The sequence below is a fragment of the Acidobacteriota bacterium genome, from assembly GCA_038040445.1.
In the GTDB taxonomy this organism is placed as follows: domain Bacteria; phylum Acidobacteriota; class Blastocatellia; order UBA7656; family UBA7656; genus Onstottus_A; species Onstottus_A frigus.
On sequence record JBBPIG010000002.1, the window covers coordinates 356,462 to 375,362 of the forward strand.

The 18,901-nt window shown below is 57.0% G+C and carries 14 protein-coding genes; 9 read left to right on the forward strand and 5 right to left on the reverse strand.

Annotated elements, in window-relative coordinates; genetic code table 11:
* Nucleotides 1-127: 127 nt before the first annotated feature.
* The 6 genes from AABO57_03710 to hpnE all read left to right on the forward strand — a co-directional run bounded on the left by AABO57_03710 (nucleotide 128) and on the right by hpnE (nucleotide 6,817).
* Entirely contained in the window at nucleotides 128-703 is a 576-nt protein-coding gene (locus tag AABO57_03710; protein ID MEK6284823.1) for an NUDIX hydrolase, read from the forward strand.
* Between the two features lie 237 nt (nucleotides 704-940).
* A complete protein-coding gene (locus AABO57_03715; protein ID MEK6284824.1) occupies nucleotides 941-2,455 on the forward strand; it encodes a trypsin-like peptidase domain-containing protein in 1,515 nt (504 codons plus the stop codon).
* Nucleotides 2,456-2,827: 372 nt separating this feature from the next.
* Nucleotides 2,828-3,382, forward strand: a complete 555-nt coding sequence (locus AABO57_03720; protein ID MEK6284825.1) for a CarD family transcriptional regulator — start codon at nucleotides 2,828-2,830, stop codon at nucleotides 3,380-3,382.
* Nucleotides 3,383-3,676: 294 nt separating this feature from the next.
* Nucleotides 3,677-4,621, forward strand: a complete 945-nt coding sequence (gene hpnC / locus AABO57_03725; protein ID MEK6284826.1) for a squalene synthase HpnC — start codon at nucleotides 3,677-3,679, stop codon at nucleotides 4,619-4,621.
* Nucleotides 4,621-5,493 (forward strand): presqualene diphosphate synthase HpnD, encoded by an 873-nt coding sequence (hpnD, locus tag AABO57_03730; GenBank protein MEK6284827.1) that lies wholly within the window; start codon nucleotides 4,621-4,623, stop codon nucleotides 5,491-5,493. Before hpnC ends, hpnD begins: the two co-directional genes overlap by 1 nt.
* A 1-nt stretch (nucleotide 5,494) precedes the next feature.
* Nucleotides 5,495-6,817, forward strand: coding sequence for a hydroxysqualene dehydroxylase HpnE (hpnE, locus tag AABO57_03735; GenBank protein MEK6284828.1), 1,323 nt, complete (start codon nucleotides 5,495-5,497; stop codon nucleotides 6,815-6,817).
* Between the two features lie 792 nt (nucleotides 6,818-7,609).
* On the opposite strand, the gene AABO57_03740 is transcribed toward hpnE, so the two are convergent.
* The 4 genes from AABO57_03740 to mnmA form a co-directional block, all read right to left on the reverse strand.
* Nucleotides 7,610-8,008: a type II toxin-antitoxin system Phd/YefM family antitoxin gene (locus AABO57_03740; protein MEK6284829.1), complete on the reverse strand. Its 399-nt coding sequence runs from the start codon at nucleotides 8,006-8,008 to the stop codon at nucleotides 7,610-7,612.
* A 3-nt stretch (nucleotides 8,009-8,011) separates the two neighbouring features.
* Nucleotides 8,012-10,375 (reverse strand): cytochrome c biogenesis protein CcdA, encoded by a 2,364-nt coding sequence (locus AABO57_03745; GenBank protein ID MEK6284830.1) that lies wholly within the window; start codon nucleotides 10,373-10,375, stop codon nucleotides 8,012-8,014.
* 108 nt (nucleotides 10,376-10,483) lie between these two features.
* On the reverse strand, nucleotides 10,484-11,011 hold the full coding sequence (locus tag AABO57_03750; protein MEK6284831.1) for a nitrous oxide reductase accessory protein NosL: 528 nt from the start codon (nucleotides 11,009-11,011) through the stop codon (nucleotides 10,484-10,486).
* Nucleotides 10,999-12,093 (reverse strand): tRNA 2-thiouridine(34) synthase MnmA, encoded by a 1,095-nt coding sequence (gene mnmA, locus AABO57_03755; GenBank protein MEK6284832.1) that lies wholly within the window; start codon nucleotides 12,091-12,093, stop codon nucleotides 10,999-11,001. The genes AABO57_03750 and mnmA overlap by 13 nt, the downstream gene beginning before the upstream one ends.
* Nucleotides 12,094-12,423: 330 nt before the next feature.
* On the opposite strand from mnmA, the gene AABO57_03760 reads away from it, so the two are divergent.
* The 3 genes from AABO57_03760 to AABO57_03770 all read left to right on the forward strand — a co-directional run bounded on the left by AABO57_03760 (nucleotide 12,424) and on the right by AABO57_03770 (nucleotide 15,449).
* Entirely contained in the window at nucleotides 12,424-13,248 is an 825-nt protein-coding gene (locus AABO57_03760; GenBank protein ID MEK6284833.1) for a CbbQ/NirQ/NorQ/GpvN family protein, read from the forward strand.
* Between the two features lie 198 nt (nucleotides 13,249-13,446).
* Entirely contained in the window at nucleotides 13,447-14,814 is a 1,368-nt protein-coding gene (locus AABO57_03765) for a hypothetical protein (protein MEK6284834.1), read from the forward strand.
* 407 nt (nucleotides 14,815-15,221) lie between these two features.
* Nucleotides 15,222-15,449, forward strand: a complete 228-nt coding sequence (locus tag AABO57_03770; protein ID MEK6284835.1) for a hypothetical protein — start codon at nucleotides 15,222-15,224, stop codon at nucleotides 15,447-15,449.
* 150 nt (nucleotides 15,450-15,599) lie between these two features.
* Here the strand turns inward: AABO57_03770 and AABO57_03775 are convergent, their stop codons facing one another.
* The gene (locus tag AABO57_03775; GenBank protein ID MEK6284836.1) at nucleotides 15,600-18,767 is read right to left on the reverse strand and encodes a carboxypeptidase regulatory-like domain-containing protein; all 3,168 of its coding nucleotides are present in this window, start codon (nucleotides 18,765-18,767) and stop codon (nucleotides 15,600-15,602) included.
* Between the last annotated feature and the right edge of the window lie 134 nt (nucleotides 18,768-18,901).

Sequence of the window (18,901 nt, forward strand, 5' to 3'; positions counted from 1 at the left end):
GAGTTCGTGTAACAATCGCATTCCCATCGGTGTATAGACCACGGATGACACTGATTCGACCGATTTGCGCGGATACTGCACTAGTGAAGCGCATGTTACAGGCCATTAGAAACTCAACCAATACCCAATGTACGTCTCCTCTGAAATCATTGTCGAGCTGGAAAAGAAATATGGACAGCCGGAGGAGCTTTCCCTCGCGTACGAAATGAACGAACGCGAGTTCGAGATCGTGCGCGGCAGCCAAAAGCACGGCCGGGCTCACGATGTGACTCTGTTCATAATAAAGGATGGCCGCATTGCCGTCATAAAAAAGCCGATGTATCCGCCAGGCGCATACCGCGCTCCGTCGGGAGGAATTGAGCCGGGCGAGCGGTTTGAAGAAGGAGCGCTGCGCGAGGCACACGAGGAGACCGGTCTGGTAGTCTCACTCGAAAAGTACATCGTGAGAGCGCGGGTGAGGTTTTCTCACGATGGTGGGTTAATCGACTGGACCACTCACGTTCTTACGGCAAGTCAGATCGGAGGCGAGCTTCAGCCGATCGACACCCGCGAGATTGCCGAGGCGCGCTATGCGACGGTCGATGAGCTGAACGGCGGCATCAGAGACGCGTTGCTTGCAAGCGGCTCAACAGGTCTGAGATATCGATCAGAGTTGAACGACGTCGTGATGCGCAAATTGAGTGAAGAAGGCGTAGTGTCCTAGTTTCAACTCTCTGCGCGATCTCGGCGTCCTCTGCGCCTCGGCGGTGAGGTTTTGCCACCAGTATTCAGCGCGGCGACGCAGAGAACGCAGAGGTTGCGCAGAGAATAGTTCAAACTAGGACACCACCTGGCTCCTTGTCATCTTCAACATCAATCAAGCCTCTGATATAATCCAAGTGAATCGACCGCGATAACCTATTCAATCCTAAATCGGGTTCCGACTTGTGAAGGAGTTGCTATGTACCAACGAATCGAGCCGCCCGTAAACCACTTCGACAGCCGGTCGAAATCCGGCTATGCGCGAGTGATCATACTGCTCATCGCGATCTGCTGCCTATCTATCGGAATCGCCGTAGGCGCGATCGTGAGCGGAATCGGACGCGCCAAATCAGAAGACAACCGACTATCGATCAGTAGCGCGCCCATCGCCCCGGACGTTTTATCCGGCGCTTTCGCGCGAGCTGCGCGCGATGTCGAGCCGTGCGTCGCTCACATAAGGGTATGGGAGAGCGAAGCGTATGGGCGCGAGGGCACCGGCTCAGGCGTGATCGTGAACCCGGCGGGGTTCATTCTGACAAACGCGCACGTGGTGAGACGCGCGAACAAGATCAGGGTCAAACTCTGGGACGGGGTTGAGACCGATGCAAGAGTCATTGGAATCGACACCCAGACCGATCTGGCGGTGATCAAGATCGAAAGCAACAAGCCGCTGCCGGTAGCGCGAATGGGAGACTCCGATAAGCTCACGGTCGGCGACTGGGTGCTCGCCATCGGATCTCCGTTCGGGCTCGAGCAAACAGTGACCGCGGGAATAATCAGCGCGAAGGATCGGGTGACCGACAACGGTTCGAATCCATTCCAGCAGTTTCTGCAAACCGACGCAGCGATCAATCCGGGAAACTCCGGCGGGCCGCTCGTGAACCTTGCGGGCGAAGTGATAGGCATCAACACTCAGATTGCGACCAGCACCGGCGGCTACAACGGGATAGGGTTCGCTCTACCCTCGGCGACCGCAGTTGAGATCTACAATCAGCTCGTTGCCGAAGGCCGCGTGCGCCGAGGCTTCCTCGGGATCAATCCGCAAGAGATGTCGCCGCAGATCGCCCGCTTGAATAAGATCGCAGACGGCCAGGGCGTGCTCGTGCGGGAGCTCACCAGCGATACGAGCCCGGCTGCCCGGGCCGGCTTGCAAAGCGGGGATGTGATCACAGGCATCAATGGACAGAAGGTGAAGAATACGCGCGAGCTTATTCGGCGAATCGCCTCGCTTCCGGTTGGGAGCCTCGCCACCATTGAGTATATAAGGGTCGGCGAGCGGCGAACTGCCAATGTGAAGCTCGAAGAGAGGAAAGAGGAAGCGGAAGAGCGTCTGAACCGGCCGCTTCCATTCGATCCGCGCAATCCGCGCCGCGCACCCGAGAAGCAAGAAGATCAGCAAGACCGCAGCAAGTCCAGATCGGGGCTCGGAATCAACGCGAAAACGCTGACGCCTGAACTGGCAAGGCTTCAGGGGCTTGACGGCGCTCGCGGCGCATTCGTTGTCAGCGTAGAGCCTGGAAGCATCGCCGACGAGAACAATCTGACTGCCGATGATTTGATAGTTGAGACGAACAACAAGCCGGTCACGAACCAGGAAGATTTTCTCCGCATCACCCGCGAGCTCAAGAGTGGCGACGATGTCGTCATCAAGGTACTGCGCAAGGAGCGCGGTCCGCTGCGGCGTGTATGGATTGTCTCGTTCACAATGCCATGACATTGGTCATTTTCCATTTGTCATTTCCATTTTCCATGTGTGACTGTTTGCCATTCGCCGCAGCAGTCCCGTGAGCAATGACAAATGAGAAATGGAAAATGGAAAATGATAAATGGTTCCGATCTTCTGCTTGACCCTTTTGGACCGGCTACTGTAGACTTCGGTTTGGGTCTATGAACAAGGTGGGACGGGCAGTGTGAGCGGTTCTAAAACCGAACTTGCCCTACGGATCACGCAACGCACCCTCCGACGAGTTCAGTTCGCGGCTCGTCGTCAATAAACTGAGTAATTCGATATGTCAATGGGTAGGTCACTCCCCGAAGTCCTCACTCCGAGGCACGACTCCGTTCAAATGGTCACAAGGAGGAATCTGTGAGCTTCAAAATAGGCGAGAAGGTTGTCTATCCTAATCACGGTATAGGCGTAATCGAGAAGATTACCACTACCGACGTTGGAGGCATGCTGAACAGCTTTTACCTGCTCAGGCTGAAGGCGACCGAATCGACCGTCATGGTTCCGATCGCCAACGCGGTGGAAATAGGTCTAAGGTCGCCGATCAACAACAACCAGTGCGACAGGCTCCTCAAAGCCCTCTCGGCGGATTTCACGAACCCCCCAATCGATTGGAAAGACCGCTACAAGGAATTCCTTGAACGGATGAAGACGGGGGACATCTTTCACGTCGCAGAGGTCTTGAAGAATCTCACTTACCTGTCGATGAGCAAGCCGCTCTCATTTCGTGAGAAGAGGATGCTCGAGCGCGCACGGTACCTTGTCGTTAGCGAGATGTCTACCGTATGCCGCAAGTCGGAATGCGTAGTCGAGCCGCTGGTGGATGAGGCGCTCCGTCAATGCTGCACGAAGCATACGCGCACGGCGCCCTCGAGACCGCTATCGAGGTCATCGCGCGCCGCGATCGCGCACTGAAGTCACAGAGTAAGTCTCTTGGGTTGGGAGCGGGGCCCCGCTCCCACATTGAATCAAAGCTTAAAATCACCAGGCAACGACGAGTCAGGGTCGCGGCGGCGCCGGTGTGCGCCCCTGGGAGCGCAGGCATCCTGCCTGCCAGGCATTAAGCCACACCAGCACTGTTGAAGGGCCATAAGCCGTTCGCGAAAGAGGCAGGCAGGGATGCCTGCGCTCCCAGGGTCCGCTTGCTTTCTTCCCACCCCAAAGCCAATATAAACATTTCACGCACTGATCGGTTTCAATCAAAGGGAAATGAGTACAGCAACACGACATGGCGCCAGCACGCTCGCTCAGGCCATCACGCAGCCGCTCGACGCCGCGGGGAGCTGGCCGCTGGATCGCGCGTATGAATACTGCGAGCGGTTGACGCGTTCGCACTACGAGAATTTCCCGGTCGGCTCCGCGCTGATACCGAAGCGTTTGAGAAAGCACTTCTATTCGATCTACGCGTTCGCCAGAATAGCGGACGACTTCGCCGATGAGGGCTACGGTCACGACTACAGCGAGCGCGAGCGGCTTGATCTGCTCGATGAGTGGCGGCGAATGTTGGCGGAATCGCCGGCTGGCGGGGCGAGGCACCCAGTCTTCGTTGCTCTCGCACACACTGTCGAACAATTCGATTTGCCGGCCGCGCTGTTTGAAGACTTGCTTTCCGCTTTCGCCCAGGATGTAACGGTTCGCAGATACGAGAGCTTCGATCAGTTGCTCGATTATTGCCGGCGGTCTGCCAACCCGATCGGCAGGCTGATACTCTTGGTGTTCGGCTATCGAGATGAGCAGCATCATCGGTGGTCGGATGACATTTGCACGGCACTTCAACTCGCCAACCACTGGCAAGACGTCGCTATCGACCTTGAAAAGAATCGCATCTACCTGCCGGACGAAGACCTCTCGCGCTTCGATCTAACCGTGGATGATTTGATGCGTCGCGGTGCGAGCGACGGCTTCAAGCGATTGATGAAGTTTGAAGTCGAACGCGCGAGAGAGATGTTCGCGCGCGGCAAAACGCTGTGCACGTCGGTGAGTGGGAGACTGGGCCTCGAACTGCGGTCTGTCTGGCTTGGCGGTGTGCGCATACTCGAACGAATCGAACAGAACGGTTACGACGTTTTCTCTCACAGGCCGGTGATCACTTCGATGGACAAGGTAAGAATCCTTGCCGTGGCGGCGAGCAAGGGAGGCTTTCGGCGTTACTGATGGCTTCGACGGTCTCGTCAACTGTGTCTCGAGTGCTTGGAGCGCGGCGCAAGCTGGCGCGCGCGGCCGCTTCGAACTTCTACTACTCATTTCTCCTGCTGCCCCGCTCCGAGCGGCACGCGATCAACAATGTCTACGCGTTCTGCCGTTTGCTCGACGACGTAGTCGATGAAGACCAGACGGGACGCGATCCTTACGCCGAGCTCGAGTATTGGCGCGGCGAAGTGGAAGCCTGTTATCAGGGCAGCCCTGCCAGCGAATTCGGCGAGCAGTTGCTCGGCTCGATTGAAGAGTTCGATTTGCCCAAGCAACCGTTCCTCGACTTGATCGACGGAATGGAAATGGATTTGAAATGGCACAGCTACCAGACCTTTGCCGACCTTCGCGAATACTGCTATCGCGCGGCTTCGGCTGTCGGACTGATATGCATCGAGATATTCGGCTACGAGTCCGCGCGCACTCGGGAGTATGCCGTGAACCTGGGCCTCGCGCTGCAGCTCACCAACATCCTGCGCGACTTGAAGGAAGATATCGCGCGGGGGAGGATCTACATACCGGTCGAAGACCTCGAGCGATTCGGTTATTCCGAACGCGAGCTTCGCGCGAATCTCTACAACGCGCCGTTCATCGAGCTGATGAAATACGAGCACGCTCGCGCTCGGTCATACTTCGAAAAGGCCGCCGCTTCCCTTCCCGATCAAGATCGTCCTTCGATGTTCGCCGCCGACATCATGGGCTCGATCTACAGAGAGCTGCTCGACCAGATAGCCGCGGTGCAGTTTGATGTTTTTCGGAATCGCGTCACAGTCTCGAAATCCCGGCGGCTGCAAATCGCAATCAGCATCTGGCTGAAGAGCAAATTCCAGAGATAACGTGGCCAAGCGCGTGGTGATAATCGGAGGCGGATTCGCCGGGCTCACCGCGGGAGTCAGGCTCAGCGAGCGCGGCTTTGAGGTGCTGCTGCTCGAACGCCGCAATCATCTGGGCGGCCGCGCGTATTCGTTTATCGACGCGAAGACTGGCGATGTAGTCGATAACGGGCAGCACCTGTTCATGGGCTGCTATCATCACACCATCGCGTTTCTGGAAACGATTGGGCGGCGCAACCGTCTCAAGTTTCAAGAGCGGCCCCGAGTCGATTTTCTCGACCGTGAAGGCTTCACCAGTTTCGATTGCCCACCGCTTCCGGCTCCGCTGCACGTGCTCGCCGGCCTGCTGAAAATGAAAGGGCTTGGTCTTGGCGATAAGCTTCGGGCCTTCAAAGTAGGCCACGCGATCAAGAGCAACGGCAGCCTTTCTCCCGATGCGCTCACCGTCGATCAGTGGCTCGACGAGCTCGGGCAATCCGCGCGAATCAAACAGCGGTTTTGGTATCCAATGGTCGTCGCAACGTTGAATCAAAGCCCCCACATCGCCTCAGCCCGAATGCTAAAGGTAGTTTTGCAGGAAGCCTTCGGCGGCAGTTCGAAAAACTCAAGCATTGGGATCTCGCGAGTTGGGTTGAGTGACCTCTACACCGACGGCGCATTCGACTTCATCAAGTCAAGAGGCGGTGACGTTCAAACCGGCGCGCAAGTTCAAAGGCTCATCATCGAGCGAGGCGTAGTCGCCGCAGTCGAGTTGAAAGACGGCCAGCGGATTGAAGGAGATTACTTCATCAGCGCGGTTCCTCCCGAAGCGCTGTTCGCCATCTTGCCGGAGGAACTGCAAAACAAAGAGTTCGCTTCGCTGATGGCATTGGGATCGTCTCCGATAGTTTCGATCAATCTCTGGCTTGACAGACCAATCATCGATCACGAGTTCGTCGGGTTGTTGGGGACTCGCAGTCAGTGGATCTTCAACAAGGATCTGATTCTGTCGGCAGGCAAACAGTCGAATCAGGTGGCAGTGATCATCAGCGCCGCGCGCGACTTTGTGGATTGTACAAGGAACGATCTGGTCGATATGGCTATCAGCGAGCTGCACGACCTTCTACCGGCCAGCCGCGCAGGCTCGTTACTTCACAGCGTGATCGTAAAAGAACGCGAAGCGACGCTGTCACACACAGTGGAATCGGATAGCTTGAGACCCGGCCCTCGAACATCAATTTCGAACTTGATACTCGCCGGCGATTGGACCGATACAGGATTGCCCGCGACGATCGAGAGCGCGGTTATGAGCGGAGATGTGGCTGCCCAGACCGTGATCAATGGCTGATAAGTAACAAACAGGAACAGGCTCAAAATGCGTTGCGGGCGTGAAGTTCGGGGCCTGTCGTCACAGACAGCGCGTTGAGATATGCGGCGGGCGCCCACCAACACTCTTACATTAACCCGTTAGCTTTTGATGCAGGGTCCGCAATTCCGCAAATCCATCTGAGACGGGCTTGCTAATTGTGGGTTATTTCGTCGTATTTCTTCTAATTTACTTCCGATGAGTTTAATACCGGCAGTTCGGTTCAGCCATTCGTATAGCTTGCACGTAACCTCGCCCAGTAAGAACGGCTTCGAGTTAAAGCCCGCCCTCAATCCATGGCGCAATGATTCTAAGGACAGACCCGAACCAGTTAGAAAGGGAACAATGTCTATCAGCGTGGCATCTGCATTCTGTGGCTGAAAACTTTGTAAAGGGTGAGCCTTTAATGTAAAACGCTTTCTGCTTTTGAAGTGGTGTTGAAAAAAGGCCCACTGATAGTGATCTACGTATGCTGCTTCCGACTCGATCATGGGCTCATCCCTATAAATTGAATTCGCCTCCTGCCAGTAATCCTTTCGCTCGATCGAAAACACGAGATCGCAGAACAAGTGCGAGAAGTCTGGGAACGAGTCACCGCTCACCCAAAATTGATCTGCCCAATATTAGGAGTCATTTGGGTCATGTGACAGTATGTATGGAGAAACTTTGTATTCCAAACATAGGGATCTTGATTGCCCGTAGTTCCATCGTGATAGACAGTAATATCGCCAAATGTAGAACTACGACGGGTTGGGTGGTAAATCAGATAACCATTCATTGCGTGAAACTCCAGTGCCTTGGTTCTTTGCTTGGTACGTTAAGATTGAGCTCCTTCTTAACTTGTTTCCAGGGAATTGTCTTTCCTTCTGCGACTTCCTGTATTGACTGCCTCAAAGAAGCCATGAGTTCTTCATCGCCCATAATTTTCAGAGTCTCAATGACGGACTCATAGAGTTCCCAGGGCATGACAGCCAGGACGGGCTTGCCGCGCCGCGTTACGGCTACGGTAGCTAGTTTCTCAGCGAGTTGCTCCGGTAAGCTGGTCAACTCGTCGCGGGCTTTTGCAATCGGGATTTCTCGCATACTTCTAATCCTGTAAGGAGGTATCGTACCTTCGCTATACGCCTCAACGTACATTTCGAAGAAGCAGTAGTCAAGCCGAGCACCTGCCAACAGTTACTCGTTCAGCAAATGATTGATCTCGGTTTCGAGCACGTCTTTTTTTACGATGCCGACGTGCCGGATACGTATGCGGCCTTGCCTGTCGATCAACAGCGTCACCGGCAGCGATGAGTCGTCAACGTTAAACGCGCCGGCTGTGCTGCGATCCCCGATCACCTGCGTATAGTCCATCGGATGAGCTTTCAAGAACGGCTTCACCTTCGCCGCGCCTTCTTCGTCGAGCGAAATGGCCACGACTTCGACTCCGCGAGGCTGGTAGTCCTTTTTCAACTGATTGAACATCGGTATCTCGGAAAGACACGGCACACACCACGTCGCCCAGAAGTCTACGACCACGACTTTCCCACGAAGCGACTCGAGACTAAGCGCTCCGCCATTGAGCAAATTCAAACTGATTGCGGGCGCGGGTTCGGGAGCCGCACCCGAGGCTGCATCCGCGACTGGCGCCTTGGTGTCGGCGGTGTTCTTCGCCAGCGTCTGGACCACGCCGGCGCTCGGCGAAGACTCGACCTGCTTCATCCTTGCCACAAAAGCCGAGGCCTTCTCGAATCCTTCGAGGCGCAAGTCCCCAAGCTCGCGGCCCGTGCCATCCAAAAAGATCACCGTGGGCACGCCGCGAATTCCGAATCGTTGTCTGGCGCGGCCTGCCTCCGACTTTTCGTCGCTGCTGGTGAGGTCGAGCTTGAGCGTGACGAATCTCTCCGCTTCGTTCTTCACCGCCGCATCGGTAAAGGTGAGCTTGTCGAGTTCCTTGCACGGTATGCACCAGTCGGCAAAGGTGTCGATGATGATGCCCTTGCCGTCTCTCTTTGCGTCAGCCAGGGCCTGCTCGCTGTAGGGCTGCCAGGCGATTTCCTCCTCGATCGTTTTCGGCAAGGCCAACATCACCGCAACGACAGCCGCGCCTATTCCGACTACGCGCAATACCCACGCGAATTGTTTGGGCTTGGTCTTGCCCGCCTCCCACAAGATCAGGTACAGCGCCGACAGCGCGAAGAACGCTACAAACACGTACGTCGAATAGTCTCCAAGCAGCGGCATCAAGAAGTAGAGCGCCATTCCGATGAGCACCAGGCCGAACAGCTTGCGCACGGTGACCATCCACATGCCCGATCGCGGGAGCGCCTTGATCGCGCCCGAAAAGGTCCCCAACACCAGATATGGAAGTCCCAATCCAAGCGCCAGCACAAAGAACATGAAGAAGCCGTAGACCGGATCGCCCTTCTCGCCTACGAAGACCAGCAACGCCAGCACAAACGGCCCGATGCACGGAGCGGCAACGATTCCCATTGTCAGGCCCATAACCAGCGCCCCCAATATGCCGCTTGTCGATTGAGTGCTGCTGGTTGCGAATCGGTTCAACGACTCGGGCAGCTTGAATTCGTATACCCCAAACATCGACAGCGCCAGAGCGACCATGACGCCGGCTAGAACAATAAGAACGATCGGATTCTGCAGCGCGGCGCCGAACAAGCCCTTTGACAGCGAAGCAATCACGCCGAGCACCGAATAGGTGATCGCCATGCCGAGCACGTACATCAACGCCATCGAAAATGTTCGGCGCAGCCTGGGCTTGCCCTCTTGCGAGGCGCTCTGATTCACGAAGAAGCCAACCGTGATCGGAATGATCGGATAAACGCACGGAGTGGTGTTGAGTACCAGCCCCGATAAGAAAACAAACAGCAGCGTGAGGGCCAGCCCCTTGCTCGAAATCAATTCGGCAATCTTGTTCGGCGGTTGAGAGCTTCCCTGGTATTGGACCAGACCGCCGACCTGTTGAGGCTCTGCGTCGTCGGCAACAGGCGTAGCCGCAGCCCTGGCGAAAACATCTGCGTTCGCTTCCTTGATCGACTGTTTCGCCGTGACGACTTTGATCGGTATCTCGACGGTCAAGTCCGATGGCGCGAGGCATTGAGTGTCATTGCACGCTTGAACGGTAACCAACGCACGAATGTTGGCCGCGCCTTGCTGCATCGTTCCGTCAGCCTGCGCCTCGGCGGTTATGAACAACGTGCCTTCGTGAACAGCGAGTTCCGTTTCAGGAGCGAATTCAAACTTGCGATGCTTCGGGGCGGGATACTTTTCCTGTGCAACGCTGATGCCCGCGGAGGGTTCGAACTTGACGGTAGTGGGGATCAGAAAATCAAGCGAGGGTCGATGCGCGTTTATGTGGTAGCCGTCGCCCACTTCAACCGCGACCGCGACCTTGAACTTGTCGCCGGGCCGCACGCCGTCAACCGACGCGAATCCCTTTGCCTTGACCACGCGATCGCTGCCTTGAGCGAGTACGGTGAGCGGTAAAAGGCCCAGTACCAGTGCGGCTATTCCGGCATTGATGACTGATTTATAGCTTGTCATAAGGAGTTCGTGTCTTCATCCGCAGTGTACCGTAGACTGTCCAGTCTGCGGCGCCGAGTAATCTTGAAAAATAAATCCGCAGACTGGACAGTCTACGGTACCTCCCGATCACTTCCTCACGTCGCGAGCCATCTCCCCGGTCACTTCATTGAGCGACAACACCGTTCCCCCGTTCGCGCCAACAAACGTTTCGGCGTCCTCACGCTTCCCGAACGGCAGGAAGTCCGGTCCCATCGGTCCCTCGACCCTGCTCTTGTAAACAAACTTCGCCTCTCGAGCATCGACCGTTTGCTTTGACTGATAGTCCTTCACCGTGATCCGTTCAATGTTAGCGCGATCTTTGTGCGCGTCGCCGGCGTCGTAACTATTCGGAGATGTGTAGAGCGCAAGCATGTCTCCCGGCGATTCAAACATCAGCTTCTTTCCATCGTTGTAATAGATCTCAGCCGCCCAATTGTCAGACACATTGACCTTCATACGGCAGACGGGACAATACCCGGAAGTCGCGCCTGCCGGAACCGCGTCTCCGCGACCGGCCCCACAAGAAGTAAAAAGTAAAAAGGCAAAGGGCAAAAGTAAGAGCGCTCTTCCCTTTTTCCTTTTTACTTTTGCCTTTTTACTTGTCATACGATCCATCCCCCTCCAACCACCGCATCGCCGTCATAGAAGATCGTTGCCTGCCCCGGCGTGATCGCGGCCTGGGGCTCATCGAACTCGACTCGAACGCGCCCGGTTTCAGTCGGCGTTATCGTAGCCGCTGCGTCATTCGAGCGATAGCGTATGCGCACATTCGCCCGAAGGGGCCGATCAGGCGGCGCGATCGCAATCCAGTTGACACCCTTCGCACTCAACGACTTTCCATACAACTCGCTCCGCCGGCCAACCACCAATTGATTGCGCGGCACGTCGATCTTGACGACATAGAGCGGCTCATTGGACGCGATGCCGATGCCGCGTCGCTGGCCAATCGTGAAGCGGTGCAATCCGGCGTGCTCACCAATCACCTTGCCGTCCGCAGTCTTGATCTCGCCCGCGGGAACGCTCGGCTCACCCATCTCGTATCGCGCATAGTTCTCGACGAACCGCGCATAGTCGCCGTCAGGTACGAAGCATATCTCCTGGCTCTCGGGCTTCTCGGCGGTCTCGAGCCCGATGCTTCGCGCGATCTCGCGCACCTCGGACTTGGTGATATCGCCGAGCGGGAATACCGCGCGCGCAAGCTGCTTTTGCGTCATCTCAAAAAGAAAGTACGACTGATCCTTCGAGAGATCGCGCCCCTTCTTGAGAACGAAGCGCCCGTTCTGTTCATTGTATTCCACGCGGGCATAGTGGCCGGTCGCGACGCGTTCGGCGCCCACCTCTCGCGCTACGGTAACGAGCCGCGCAAACTTCAGCTTGGTGTTGCACGACACGCACGGGATCGGAGTGCGGCCCGCGAGATAGTCTTCAACAAACGGTCGGACAACCGCGCGCTCAAACTCCTCTTCAAGGTTGAGCACGTAGAAAGGGATTCCCAGATCCTGGGCCACGCATCGCGCATCGTAGACGTCCTCGAGCGAACAGCACCGCGAGGGCTGAGGCTCCTCATCGGGAGCAAGCCTCCGCCGCTGATTCCACAACTGCATCGTGAAGCCGACGACGTCGTGGCCCTGCCGCTTCAGCATCGCGGCCGCGACCGAACTGTCAACGCCGCCGCTCATTGCTGCTGCTATCGTCATTGCTTGCCTGATCTTTGCTCGCGCGCTTACGCGATGCTATCATTCCGGTTCGTTATACGCTCAGTTAATAGTGCATGCCGGGCTCAAAGCTAAGAATTATACACAACGCCGAAGCATCGCGGAAAGGAACGACCGATAATCGCGAGACTCAACCACAAAGGCACGAAGACACTAAGGCACCTGGGAGCGCAGGCATCCGTGCCTGCCTCGTTTCACTATGGCTATCTTCTTTTCAAAACGCCTCTCGCACAAGAACAAGCAGGCAGGGATGCCTGCGCTCCCAGGTCGTCTTAGTGTCTTTGTGCCTTTGTGTTTGATCCCCAACCTGATATGACTGCAGATCAAGCCACGGTAGAACAAGCAATAGAGAAACACGTCATCAGCCGGGAACCATACTACCTGCCGGCCGGCGAAGAGGTCGGGCTGTTCGAAGCGGCATACCGCGCGAAGCTTCCGGTCATGCTCAAGGGTCCAACCGGCTGCGGCAAGACTCGGTTCATCGAATACATGGCCTGGCGCTTGAATCGGCCATTGATCACGGTCGCCTGCCACGAAGACTTGTCAGCAACTGACCTCGTGGGCCGCTTCCTGTTGGAAGGCGACGAGACCGTGTGGCATGATGGACCGCTCACCACCGCAGTCAAGTACGGTGCGATTTGCTACCTTGACGAAGTTGTCGAAGCACGCAAGGACACGATAGTTCTCATCCACCCTCTAACGGACGACCGCAGGATCTTGCCGGTCGAAAAACGCGGCACAATACTGCAAGCGCCCGAGGAGTTCATGCTGGTTGTGTCATACAACCCGGGTTATCAAAGCGTGCTCAAGGATCTGAAGCAATCAACCCGGCAGCGTTTCGTCGGGCTCGAGTTCGATTATCCGCCCGCTCACCTCGAAGCCGATGTTTTGATGCACGAGGGCAAAGTCGATGCGCAGACCGCGCGCGATCTGGTGTTGATCGGCGAGAAGGTGCGCAATCTGAAAGGCCACGGGCTCGAGGAAGGCGTATCTACAAGATTGCTGGTCTACGCCGCGCAGCTAGTCAGCAGCGGCATTCATCCCCACCTGGCGTGTGAGGTTGCGATAAGCAGCCCGATAACGGACGACGTCGAGCTCCAACGCAGCATCCGCGAGATAGTGACTACCGTGATTTGACTCGCGATCGGCTGGTGACTTCCCCGCGCTCGCCTGACTCACAGGCAGATCGTCGCCTTTCGCCTGCCGTGGCCCAACCCGAAGTGCGACCGTAGTTGACAGTGATGATAGAATTCCGACCGGCTGCGGGCGCAAGAAACTTCCCTTACACTGAATCGAACAAGGATGCCCCGAATCAACTGAGGAGGAGGTCGGTCTATGTTGCAGACAAGAGCCAGCCGCTGGACGTTTGGTTTGTTCGGATGTTTCGCGCTTGCGATTGCGTGTGCCGCCACCGCTAACGCGCAGAACAATCCTCAACCTAGAGTTGTCGGTTTTCCGGTTACGGTCGCCGGTGGTGCGCCTAGATTGGACCCGACAGCCACGGCGGGCCTCGGGGATAGAGTCAGCGTCCGGGTTGAAGCGTGGCCGTCCTGTTCGGAACCGCAGGCTTCGATGCCGGCTCCTCAGAGCGCCGCCAACACGAGTCAACCGGCTTCGCCTCCCAACAACAATTCGGCAAGTCAGACCGGCGATCAAAACAGTGTGCCGTACGGCGAGGAGCCGAGCTGGATTCCGGGACTCACCCACGCTCAAGTGCTCAAACTCGTCCCTTACTTGAATGCCAGGCCTCTAACCGGCTTATATCCGGAAACCGTCGATCCCGGAAGCCACACCCTCACCTTTCACCTTAGGCGGACTCCAGCTTCGAAGGAAGCGTGGACTGATTTGCTGAGCAATCCTGGTTTCGAGCCGCGCGTGATGACATTCAGCGTCGGTCTTGAAGACAAGCAGCAGTTCCCAACTTGCGTAGCCAAATTCAACCTCGTCGTCATTCCGGTAAAATGGTTCGTAGTCGCAATGGCTCTCTTCCTGGTCGTGCTGTACATCTTCTTTCGACTCGCCGCAGGCACAGCTTTGCTTCGCGATCCAGGCATCAGCCAGGGCTACATGCCCGGCTTCTCTGTTTTGTGGCGGCGCGGATCCGCGGACACCAGGCTCGGCCCTTTCAGCCTCGCCCGCACTCAGATGGCATTCTGGTTCTTCATGGTCATCGGCGCTTTCGTTCTCATCTGGATGATTACCGGGAACACCGACACGATAACGGAGGGCGTTCTTGTGCTTATCGGCATCAGCGCAGGCACGGCGCTTGGAGCGACGGCAATAGATTCGGGCAAGCGCAATACAACAACGACCCGGCCGCGGCCCGGCGACGAATCGAAGGGCTTGCTCAACGACCTCCTCGGCGACGGGACGGGCATCACCTTTCACCGTTTTCAGATCGTAGTCTGGACCATCGTACTCGGCCTGGTCTTCGCCAGAAGCGTTATGAGCCATCTGGCAATGCCGGAGTTTGGCACGAGCCTTCTTACTCTGATGGGGATAAGCTCAGGGACATATCTGGGCATGAAGCTACCGGAACAGCAGGCCCCCGAGTCCCCTCCCGTCGGCGGGCAGACACAAAGCGGTGCCGGCGGAGCGGCCGGCAGCCCAGATCAAAAAGACCAGCAAGGTCAGCAGAACGGAGACGAAGCGGATAAGGCCGGGCAAAAGCCTGAGTCGGCTGAGCAGGCGGCTCAGGGCTGATAGACACTCCGTTGTAGTTTGCTATCGATAGGAGACCGCGACGCAGTCAGCGCAACCGGCGTGGCGCGCGCGCGAAAGCCAGGCCCCCCCCGACAACAAGGACCTTTCTAAGACGGTGTATGATGTGTGCGTGCGATGTGATACTCAAGCTCGTGGTCGGGAAGGGTGGCTTGCCCCCGCGTGGTCAATGCTGAGGAATACACCGCTGTGAGTCTAGAAGAGGCTTAGGAGGCAGCGGGGGCAAGCCACCCTTCCCGACCGCGAGCCTGAGCGAATGGCTATCTTGTAATTGCCGGTCAAAGTGTGCAACTTTGTAGCTGTGTCCTGCGGCCCCTTTTCCGCGTGCAAGCTAGTGGCGCGCCGCCGGCTGAGCAGGGGCGCAGTCGAGTTGTCGCAGTTGAGTAGTAATGATAAAAGGTCAGAAGGCATGGATCAGGATTCGCGGAGCGCCGGATGACCCTGAGTCGTTCGATCTCGCCGTCTGGAACGGAATTGTGTGGGAAGTTCCCCGCGTCAATTCATTGGGCGACACTATTCATATCCAAATCCCTGACTACATTGTTGTTGAGACAATGCCTGCCTCGAGTAAGCCTGAAGACCTCTATCGCAAAGTAAAGAGCGAGCGCGAAAGGTGAGGTAGAATCTACCCGCCCATCCGTAGAATTGAAGATCCAGCAATGCCACTCGATCCAGAAGCCTCCGTCGTCTGTCGCGGCACAAGCGGCGTTGCCACCGTCCACGAAAAAGCCGACCCGGACCTGGCTACGAAACGCAACTCGAGATCCTCAAAAACTGACCCGCGCGCCTAACTGAAAAGCCCGCGGGCCGCCGGAGCCAAAGACCTGGCTAAATCGCGCGCCGGGCTGACCGAACTCCGCGCTATTGCCGATGTTGCCACTGTAGCCGACCAGGTTGGCAGTGTTCAGAAAATTGAATACCTCGCCCAACACCATGAGGCTCACACGCTCTCTGCCGAGCGGGAACGTGCGGCTTATGCGCAGGTCCTGCGTGAAGAAGCTGTCGTTGAAAGTATAATCAGCGGGCAGCGTCACACGCGGAGCGGGCTGTCCGCCGAGGGTTTGTTTGCCGGCAAACTCCTGGTTATAGCTATCGACCAACTGCGCCAGGTCATCACGGTCCCTCCCCCGATTGAACTGATTCACTCTCGTCCCCGGCAGCAGATCGTTTACGCTGCCGTCGCCGTTGAAATCTACTCCGCTCACAAAGGCCGAGAACGGCGGCCGGCTGTAGGCGGATAAATTGAAGGAGACTTGAAACCGCCAGGGCAGGTCGACGAAGCCGGAGAGATTCAGGACGTGGCGCAGATCGGTCGCCAGCGGACCGTAGTTCTCGAACCAGTCGTCGTTGTTGAATCCAGTGCCAGGTTCCTGGTTACCGGGTCCGTTGCTTCCCTTGAAGCTGCCCAGCGCGTAGGAGACCAGAAACTGTGTCCGGCGCGAGAAGCGCTTTTCAACTCTCACGAGCAGCCCCTTGTACTGGGCGATGCCTGTGGTGTTGTCAAACGTGATCTGCCCCGCGGAACAGATTGCGGCCAGATCGTTCCGCTGGGTGGGGGTGCACGACGGAATCACCGGGGTTCGCACACCGTTGATTCGGCGGTTGAAGTGGTTGTAGTCGATTCCTCCGAGGAACGTGTGAAGGAATCGCCGCCAGGCAAAGTCGGCCGACAGAACCAGATCGCGGGCTATCTCCCGCTGCACGCCTACGTTGAGGTGCAAAGCGTACGGGGCTTCATAAAGCGGATCGTACAAATTTGAACCCGCCTTGTCGAGATCGAGGTTGCGGAAAGTGAAATCACGGTTGTCCGGGTTGCGTTGTTGCAGCAACTTCGCGCGAATGCCTGGCAGGATGTTTTGCAGATCAGCGCCGGTAAAAGCGGTGGGGCTTTGGAAATCCAGCGCCCGGCCATCAAGGAAGATGCCGGTGCCTGAAATATTTGTCCTTCGGCCCGTACCTGCCGGCGACAGTGCCAGACGCTCTCGTTCTAAATTGAGTCCGTTGAAGCTGACAGGGTCGAAGTAACGGCCCGCGCCCCCACGAATCACCGTCTTGCCATCACGTGTCGCCGCCCACGCAAATCCTACAGTAGGCGAGAAGTTATCTTTCTGCGCAACAGGAGGACCAAGACCGTCCGGGCCAAGGATCGCCGTCAAGAGTTTGGGCTTCGAGAGATCTGTATTGAGACTGTTCGGTTCGTAAGACCAGGCCAGACCATAGTTCACAGTCAGGCGCGAGTCGATGCGCCACGTGTCGGCCGCATAGAGGCGGTAAAGATCCAGATGGCGGCGCTTGCGAAAGTCACGCTGGGGAGTCAAGCCCGGTCCAATGCCGGTCAAGAGACTACGGAGAGAAAGCCGGAGAATGTCATCTAGCGTCGAGAATGATGACGGCAGAGGAATCTGCGCCGAGGGCGCCGCCGTCGTATTGAACCGCCGCACCTCCTCCGGCGAATATAGCTGAATCGTTGCGGGCTCATTAGTGATCAATTGGGTTGAAGTGGCAGCGTGCTCCCAATCAAAGCCGAAGCGGAGACTGTGATTACCGCGCTGCCACGCCAGGCTCTCGGTCAACTGATAGCGGCGTCCGACGAAAGAAAACCCTCGCGCCTGGCCGAACGATACCTCCGCATCCGCAATGTTGATGCGCGGGACTCCCACACCCAAACAACCGGGACAGTCCTCGGCGGTTGCGGGCGTTTCTCCAGTGCTGACGAAAAAGTAAGAGAAGCGCAGATCATTGACGAGGCCAGGTGACAAGACGCTCGTGATTCCACCAATACTCTGATCCACCCAGTTCTTGACGCGCGACCAGGCCGAAGGCAGCGTATTGCTGTTGCCCTCGTTGGGACCAAAAAGACTGTTGCCGTCGTGAGTGTAACGGATGAAGGCGTTGTGGTCCTGGTTCAGACGAACATCGAAGCGCACGTTGAATTGATTGCCGAGAAAAGGACTGGGAAAGACTCCCCCGAGCGGCGCAAACTCGGAAGTGCGCGGCTGGACCGAGAAGACGCCCCTCTGGTCGTTGCGCTCGTAGCTAGTGAAGAAGAAGGCGTGGTCGCGGGCGATCGGGCCGCCGAGATGATAGCCGAACTGGCTCCGTTGGAAGAAAGGGTCAGGGTTGTTCGGGTCACGCTGTAGACCTGGGTCGGCGGCCAGGGTATGGTCTCGATAAAAGTAGAATCCGCTGCCGTGAAACTCGTTGCCGCCGGAGCGCGTCACAATATTGATCGCGCCGTTGGTCGTCAGGCTGGTCGAAAGATCGAAGTTGACAGTCGAGAGTTGAAACTCCTGCACGACCTCCTGGGAGATTTGCAGGATAGCGCTGAGGTTGCCAATGGTGACGATGTTTGCGCCGTCTACGGTGACGCGGGTGTTTCCGATGCGCGGGGCTACAAAAACACCTGTGCCGAGCACCGGCACAAAGACGCGGTTGTTCGTGGACGGGGTCGCGTTGGTCACGCCCGGTTCCAGCTTTGCAAGGTCCAGAAAGTTTCTCCCGTTGAGTGGCAGGTTCTCAATTTGATTGCGGCTGACCAGGCCGCCAACCTGATGGCCGTCATAATGGATTAGCGGAGTGACACTGCTGACCGTTATGTTTTCGGTTATCCCGATCTGGACCTGAAGATTGACGGTGGTAGTCGTCCCGGCCTCGACGGTGGCCGTGCGTTCCAGGACGCTAAACCCCATTGCTTCTGCCGTCACCTGATAATCACCTGGGGGCAGCGCCACCGCGCTGTAATCGCCTTCCGCAGAGGTGGTGAGGTTCCTGCTCAGCCCGGTTGCGCGATTGGTGATGGTGATGCGCGCTCCGGCCACGACTGCGCCGGTCGCGTCGGTCACAACTCCGGTGATTGTTCCGGTCGGCGCTTGCGCGTGGGCCACACCGACTGTCCCCAACGCCACCAGTAGAAGCATTGATTGAATCTTGCTCATCGTCTTACTTCATATAGACGTAATAGCGGAACGTAATTCCGCAGAGTTATTCAAAGTTCAGACCTAGAGTTCAGAGTTCGACCTTTAGGTTGCTGGTGCCGCTGGCAAGCTAAAGCTTGAACTCTGAACTTTGA